The sequence below is a fragment of the Nocardia sp. NPDC046763 genome (assembly GCF_040645495.1).
In the GTDB taxonomy this organism is placed as follows: domain Bacteria; phylum Actinomycetota; class Actinomycetes; order Mycobacteriales; family Mycobacteriaceae; genus Nocardia.
This window is the reverse complement of record NZ_JBEYYI010000076.1, coordinates 1-5,502: the sequence shown is the minus strand read 5'-3', so window position 1 is coordinate 5,502 and position 5,502 is coordinate 1. Positions and strand designations below refer to the sequence as shown.

General features: G+C 66.9%; 5 protein-coding genes. 1 reads left to right on the top strand and 4 read right to left on the bottom strand.

The features are described from left to right. Window positions 1-39: 39 nt before the first annotated feature. The 3 genes from ABZ909_RS43390 to ABZ909_RS43380 all read right to left on the bottom strand — a co-directional run bounded on the left by ABZ909_RS43390 (window position 40) and on the right by ABZ909_RS43380 (window position 3,926). Window positions 40-1,161, bottom strand: coding sequence for an AMP-binding protein (locus ABZ909_RS43390; RefSeq protein ID WP_357012306.1), 1,122 nt, complete (start codon window positions 1,159-1,161; stop codon window positions 40-42). Between the two features lie 50 nt (window positions 1,162-1,211). Then, on the bottom strand, window positions 1,212-1,973 hold the full coding sequence (gene fabG / locus ABZ909_RS43385; RefSeq protein WP_357012304.1) for a 3-oxoacyl-ACP reductase FabG: 762 nt from the start codon (window positions 1,971-1,973) through the stop codon (window positions 1,212-1,214). Window positions 1,974-2,126: 153 nt separating this feature from the next. Further along, on the bottom strand, window positions 2,127-3,926 hold the full coding sequence (locus ABZ909_RS43380; RefSeq protein WP_357012302.1) for an SMP-30/gluconolactonase/LRE family protein: 1,800 nt from the start codon (window positions 3,924-3,926) through the stop codon (window positions 2,127-2,129). Between the two features lie 154 nt (window positions 3,927-4,080). Here ABZ909_RS43380 and ABZ909_RS43375 point away from each other — a divergent pair, with 154 nt between their 5' ends. Further along, the gene (locus ABZ909_RS43375) at window positions 4,081-4,755 is read left to right on the top strand and encodes a TetR/AcrR family transcriptional regulator (protein ID WP_357012300.1); all 675 of its coding nucleotides are present in this window, start codon (window positions 4,081-4,083) and stop codon (window positions 4,753-4,755) included. Window positions 4,756-4,959: 204 nt separating this feature from the next. Here the strand turns inward: ABZ909_RS43375 and ABZ909_RS43370 are convergent, their stop codons facing one another. Next, window positions 4,960-5,133, bottom strand: a complete 174-nt coding sequence (locus ABZ909_RS43370) for a hypothetical protein (protein ID WP_357012297.1) — start codon at window positions 5,131-5,133, stop codon at window positions 4,960-4,962. Window positions 5,134-5,502: the final 369 nt, after the last annotated feature.

Genomic DNA, 5,502 nt, shown 5'->3' with positions numbered 1-5,502 from the left:
CACCACCCCCCGGATCATGAGAAAGACAGGGGGAATTAGTCATACCGGGCCTGGCGACCGTGGGCCCGTGTCAGGCCCACCAAGAAGGTAACGGGTGAAGCGTCCGGTGGTCACCGGTTGCCCTGCGGTGGAGAAGGAGATACCCATCGTGCCTTCGCTGGCGCTGACCAGGTCGTGGATGATGGTGTGTGGAAGGTGTTGCAGGAGTGCTTCTTTCACCGGGGAGGAGAACATCGCGCCCGAGGAGGTGATCAGGCGCAGCGAGCTCAGGTCACGGTGTGGGCCCGACCGCAGGGCTTCGAGCAGCGGACGGGCGAAGGCGTCGCCGACGATCGCGAGGCTGGATACCTGGTCGCGTTCGACGGTTGCCCATACCTCGCCGGCGTCGAAGCCACGGCTCTGCAGCATCGTGACGGTGCCGCCGAAGGTGAGAGCGGGCACAGCGCCGAGGTTGATGCCGGTGCCGTGGACCAGCGGGGAGGCGGGCAGGGAGACCAGTGTGCGGCCCGCGGCGCGTGCCCGATGAGCCAATGCGGCAATGTGTTCGGGTGCGGTGATGGGTTGTTGTTCCAGCAGCGGCGGGACCGCTGCGAGCAGGAATCTCAGTGCCGGGCCGAGGGGGGTGATGACGCCTTTGGGTTTGCCGGTGGTGCCGCCGGTGTAGAGCAGGGTGATGTCGGTGTCGCTGCGAACGCAGCGGGGCTGCGGTTCGTACATCGAGATCGCCTGCTCATAGCCGAGGCTGGTGGGCAGGCCCGGGCCGCCGTCGTCGACCTCGAGGACCGAGGTGAGCCAGTGGGGCCGCGTCAACGCTGTGGCCACGACATTCGCGAGGCTGGAGTGGTAGACCAGCGCGTGTGCCTCGGTGTCGGTGAGCAGATAGGTCAGTTCGTCGGCGGTGTAGCGGAAGTTGATGTTGAACGGCACCGCGCGGATCTTCAGGACGGCGAAGTAGGTCTCGAGGAATTCGATGCTGTTGTGCAGCATCAAACCGACTTTCGAACCCGGCCCGACACCGGCTGCGGCCAGGGCGGCGCTCAGTCGAGCGGCCCGCTGGTCGAATTCGCGCCAACTGCGGCGGGTTTCGCCTTGGACGAGGGCGAGACGGTCGGGCTGGGCGTCGGCGAGCGACTCCCAGACGGTCGCGGGATGTAGTTCCATGCTGGCTCCTGGCAGGGTGGAGGTGTCGGTGGGCTGGGTGTCGCAGATGTTCAGGCGTGTGGTCCGCCGGCGACGTAGAGGACCTGCCCGGAGACGAAACCCGCTCGCTCGCTGACGAGGTAGGAGACAGCGTGGGCGATGTCGTCGGGACGGCCGGTGCGCTGTACCGGGATCTGGCCGGCCACGGCATCGATGAAGTCTTCGAACTCCATGCCCAGGCGCGCCGCGGTGGCGGCGGTCATGTCGGTTTCGATGAAACCGGGTGCGATGGCGTTGGCGGTGACACCGAATCGTCCGAGTTCGAGAGCGAGGGTTTTGGTGAAGCCCTGCAGCCCGGCTTTGGCCGCGGAGTAGTTGGCCTGGCCACGGTTGCCCAGCGCCGAGGTACTGGAGATGTTGACGATGCGGCCCCATCCGGTGGAGGCCATGAACTTCTGCACCGCGCGGCCCATCAGAAATGCGCCTCGCAGATGCACCTTCGTGACTGCGTCCCAATCGTCCACGCTCATCTTGTGCAGAAGGTTGTCCCGGGTGATGCCGGCATTGTTGACCAACACGGTGGGATCGCCCAAGCGGCCGGCGACTGCGGCCACCGCGTCGGTGACCGCCTGTTCGTCGCTGACGTCGGCGCCCACGGCCAGCGCCTGTCCTCCCGCAGCCGTGATCTCGTCGACGACCGGCGCGCATGCTTGCTCGTCGAGATCCAGTACTGCTACGGCGAAGCCGTCCTGTGCCAGCTGCTTGGCAGTGGCGGCGCCGATGCCCCGGGCCGCGCCGGTGACGATCGCGGTGCGCTCGAGTTGTGCACTCATGTGTCCTCCTGGACGAATGAACGACGATGTGTCGATGACGAGCCGCCGGGCGGTCGATGGACCATCAGCACAGCGGCCTTCGCCGATCGGCGGCGGCCCGCCGATCGCGAGAGTTTCCTCGGGATCGAGTTAATTCTTTTGTGGCTCAGCGTCTTACAGTTCGAGGCACAGTAGGGCCGAGTGTTGGGGGCTGGCCACATAGAGGTGCCCGTCGTATTCGGCGGCGCCGGTGGCCATGTGGAAGTCCGGCCGGGTGGTGTGCAGGTCCTCGATCACCGTGCCGTCGGGGGCGATGGCGCGAAGCCAGACGATCCGCTGTGGAGGAGGGCTGAGCCGGTCGGGCAGTCGCCAGAGAGCTTTGCGGAGAATGCCCGGCAGCCGTGCGGCGTGGTCGAGGGCGGCATTGCGCGGGTTGGTGAACGCCAACCACGCGTGGCCGTTGTGGAAGGCCGACAGGTTGTCGGGGAACCCGGGGAGATTGTCGGCGAGTGTTGTCCGCACGCCGGCCTGCGGCCCGTTCAGGTCCACGCGGCTGAGACGGTAACCGCCGGTTTCGGCCAGCACGAGGGCGTTCCGGTCCGGGGTCAGCGCGAGCCCATTGGCGAAGTAGAGGTCGTCGAGGACGACGTGCACGCTGCCGTCGGGGTCGCGGCGCAGCAGCCGACCCGACGGGCGATGCTCGAGAATCGCCCCGAGGTACTGCTCGAAGTCGTAGCGAGTGGTCGATTCGGTGAACCAGATCGCACCGTCGGGTGTGGATACGGCGTTGGAGCAGAAGCGCAGTGGGACATCATCGACGTACTGGGTGAGGGTGTCCACGCTGCCACGTGCCGGGTCGACGAGCAGCAATCCTCGGTGTGCATCGCAGACGATCAGCCGCCCGTCGGTGGTGGGTTCGAGTCCGAGGGGGCGGCCACCGGTGTCGGCGACCACCGTGACCTTGCGGGTGTGCGGATCGATACCGACGATGCCACCGCCGCTGAGCCCGCAGTACAACTGCCGATCGGCCCCGACGACGACATCCTCGGGGCCGTCGCCTGGCAGCGCGATGAGTTCGGACTTGGGGAAGGCCCGCGTGGGCGCGGGGACCGCCGGTGCCGGCGCGATGGTGCGCGTTACCGGCTCCAGTTTCGGTTTCGGCTCAGGACGAAGCTGAGGAACGGTCGGACAGCCCTCACGCCGGTATACGTAGGTGGCAGCCACCGGATAGGCGTGCACCGCCGAGCACACTGCGGCGACACCGTCGGCGAGTACGGCCAGGTCGGGGCTGTTCAACGCGGCAGAGAGTGCGTCCGAGTCGGTGGCGCCGAGGAAAATGGCCGCGTGATAGCGCTGGTCGGACGGATAGTCGTGGGCGACTCCGGGGGAATCCCACATCAGTTTCGAAAATGGCAGGAAGGCTTGGGTGCGCACCTCGGTCACCCCGGGCAGCCCTGCCAGCGCCGCGCCGAGCTGGCGATGCACGAGCCTGCGGAGGCGACCGGCGCCGACTCCGTCACGGCGGCGCAGCAGGGCCACGGCCCGGGCACCGGTCGCAGCGGTCGCAGCGGTCGAGGAAGTCTCGAACCAGCGGCCGCCTCTCACACCGGTAGCGTGCAGGATGGTTCTTCCGAAGACATTGGCCTCGTCGGCCAGGACTTTGCGGTTGTGGCGCATCGTCTTCGCGATGGCCAGCGGTTGCGAGAACCACACCTCGGGGGTTCCGTCGATACGCCGATGTGCGGGTATCGCGGTCTCCACGCCGGGCGTGACCGGCCACAGCCCCGTCGGCTCGGGCGGGAAGTGATGTTGCCGGTACTCGAGGAATCCGGGGGTCCGCGCCACCAGCTGGCTATGTGGGCCGCGCCAGTACTCCATCGCGGTCTCGCGAGGCATGTCCTCGCGCATCCACAACAGCACCGTGCTCCCCGCCATCGGCCGGGACGAGGCCGACACCGTTGTCGCATGGCTCATGAGCAGTCCTTAGTCGCGTTCGATACGGAATCAGCGCTGGTCAAGAACCAAAATCGCTACCTACGTTCCGTAAGTTACGATTCGTAGAATACGGGCTGTAAAATACTGGCGTCAATGGTCGAATCGATCAGATCCCGGAAAGCGGAGCCCACGCGTGGAACACTCGCTCGACACGCCCCCTCACCTCACCCCAGCCGCGCGCGACCAGGCACGCACCGGCAAGCGCCGGCGGCTCTCGGCCGCCGAACGCGGGTCCCAGCTGTTGGATGTGGCCGTGGAATTGTTCGCCGAACGCGGCATCGAGGGCGTCTCGCTCGAGGACATCGCCCGCGTCGCCGGCGTCACCCGCCCCACTGTTTACGCCCACCACGGTTCCCTGGCCGGCATCTTCGTCGCGTGTGCCCGCCGGGCTCGAGCCGAATTCGAGCGCGACCTGCTGCACAGCGCACAGATCGCGACGGGAACCCCGGAAGAAGCGCTCGCAACCGCAGGCCGCGTGTTTCTCGAGCTGATCGCGCATGACCCCGCGCGGTGGGCGTTGCTGTTCGCCACCTCGGCCAGTTGGACCGGCGAAATGGCCGAACAGCTACTCGAACTGCGCCAGTCGACCATCGACCTCATCGCCGACCTGATCGCCCCCCGAGCCCCTCACACCGAACGGGCCACCCTGCTCGCCGCCGCCCACATCGTCTCCGGCATCGGCGAACAACTGGGCCGATGGTGGATCCGACACCCCGACAAGAGCCTCGACGACGCCCTCGACCTCTACGTCGCATCGACCAGTGGTGCGATCCGCGCCATACTGCAGGCACCCGACGAGACATCGTGACGAATTCGACGTGGTCGCCGTAGACCGAGCCCGCCGCCCGCACCGGCGGATACCGCAGGTCAGCGGACGAAAGCCGTTGCGGCACAGGCATTGCTGGATCGATACGCCGACCGTGCAGCCCGATCCTCACATCGCCGTGCCACGCCGTGGATTCACGTTCGGACCTTCACGCGACTTCTGTCGCCACAGTTACCGATAACTTCGTCACCACTGAAAAGGATCATTGCCCGGCTTCACATCCCGATGCGCGATGCCGCGGCGATGCGCGCCCTCCCGCGCCCCGGCGATCTTCACCCGATCCACAACCACGGGCCCTACCGGCAGCGGACCCTGCCCGCGGATCCGTGCGTCCAGGGAGCCGACCGGGTGATATGGCATCACCAGATCCGGTCGTCCGCTCGGGCGGGGCGGTTTCGGTGTGGTCTATCGCTGCACACAGCGCCACCGCCGCCAACTCGCTTCCGAACGTCGGCAACCGAGTTTATCGGGAAGGCGCTCCAGAGTTGGAAAACGGGATTCGAACAGCCGAATTCAGGGACACGGGCCGGCCCGTCATCGCAGCTGGGCGAGGGGTCTCGGTCGCTACGCGCGGCCCCGGACACCGAACCCGCGACGCCGGGTACCGACGACGCGGCGGAGTGAGCAAAAAGCAGAAATAGGTATGTCTGCGGGAGATCGGCCGTCGTGCCCGAACAACCCCACAACCGATGCTGTCACCACTGCCGACCGCGACGAATTCACCCGAAA

Bases quoted from the DNA above. Each gene is read 5' to 3' on its own strand.
- ABZ909_RS43390 (WP_357012306.1), bottom strand. From the start codon at position 1,161: ATGGAACTACATCCCGCGACCGTCTGGGAGTCGCTCGCCGACGCCCAG.
- ABZ909_RS43370 (WP_357012297.1), bottom strand. From the start codon at position 5,133: ATGCCATATCACCCGGTCGGCTCCCTGGACGCACGGATCCGCGGGCAG.
- fabG (WP_357012304.1), bottom strand. From the start codon at position 1,973: ATGAGTGCACAACTCGAGCGCACCGCGATCGTCACCGGCGCGGCCCGG.
- ABZ909_RS43380 (WP_357012302.1), bottom strand. From the start codon at position 3,926: ATGAGCCATGCGACAACGGTGTCGGCCTCGTCCCGGCCGATGGCGGGG.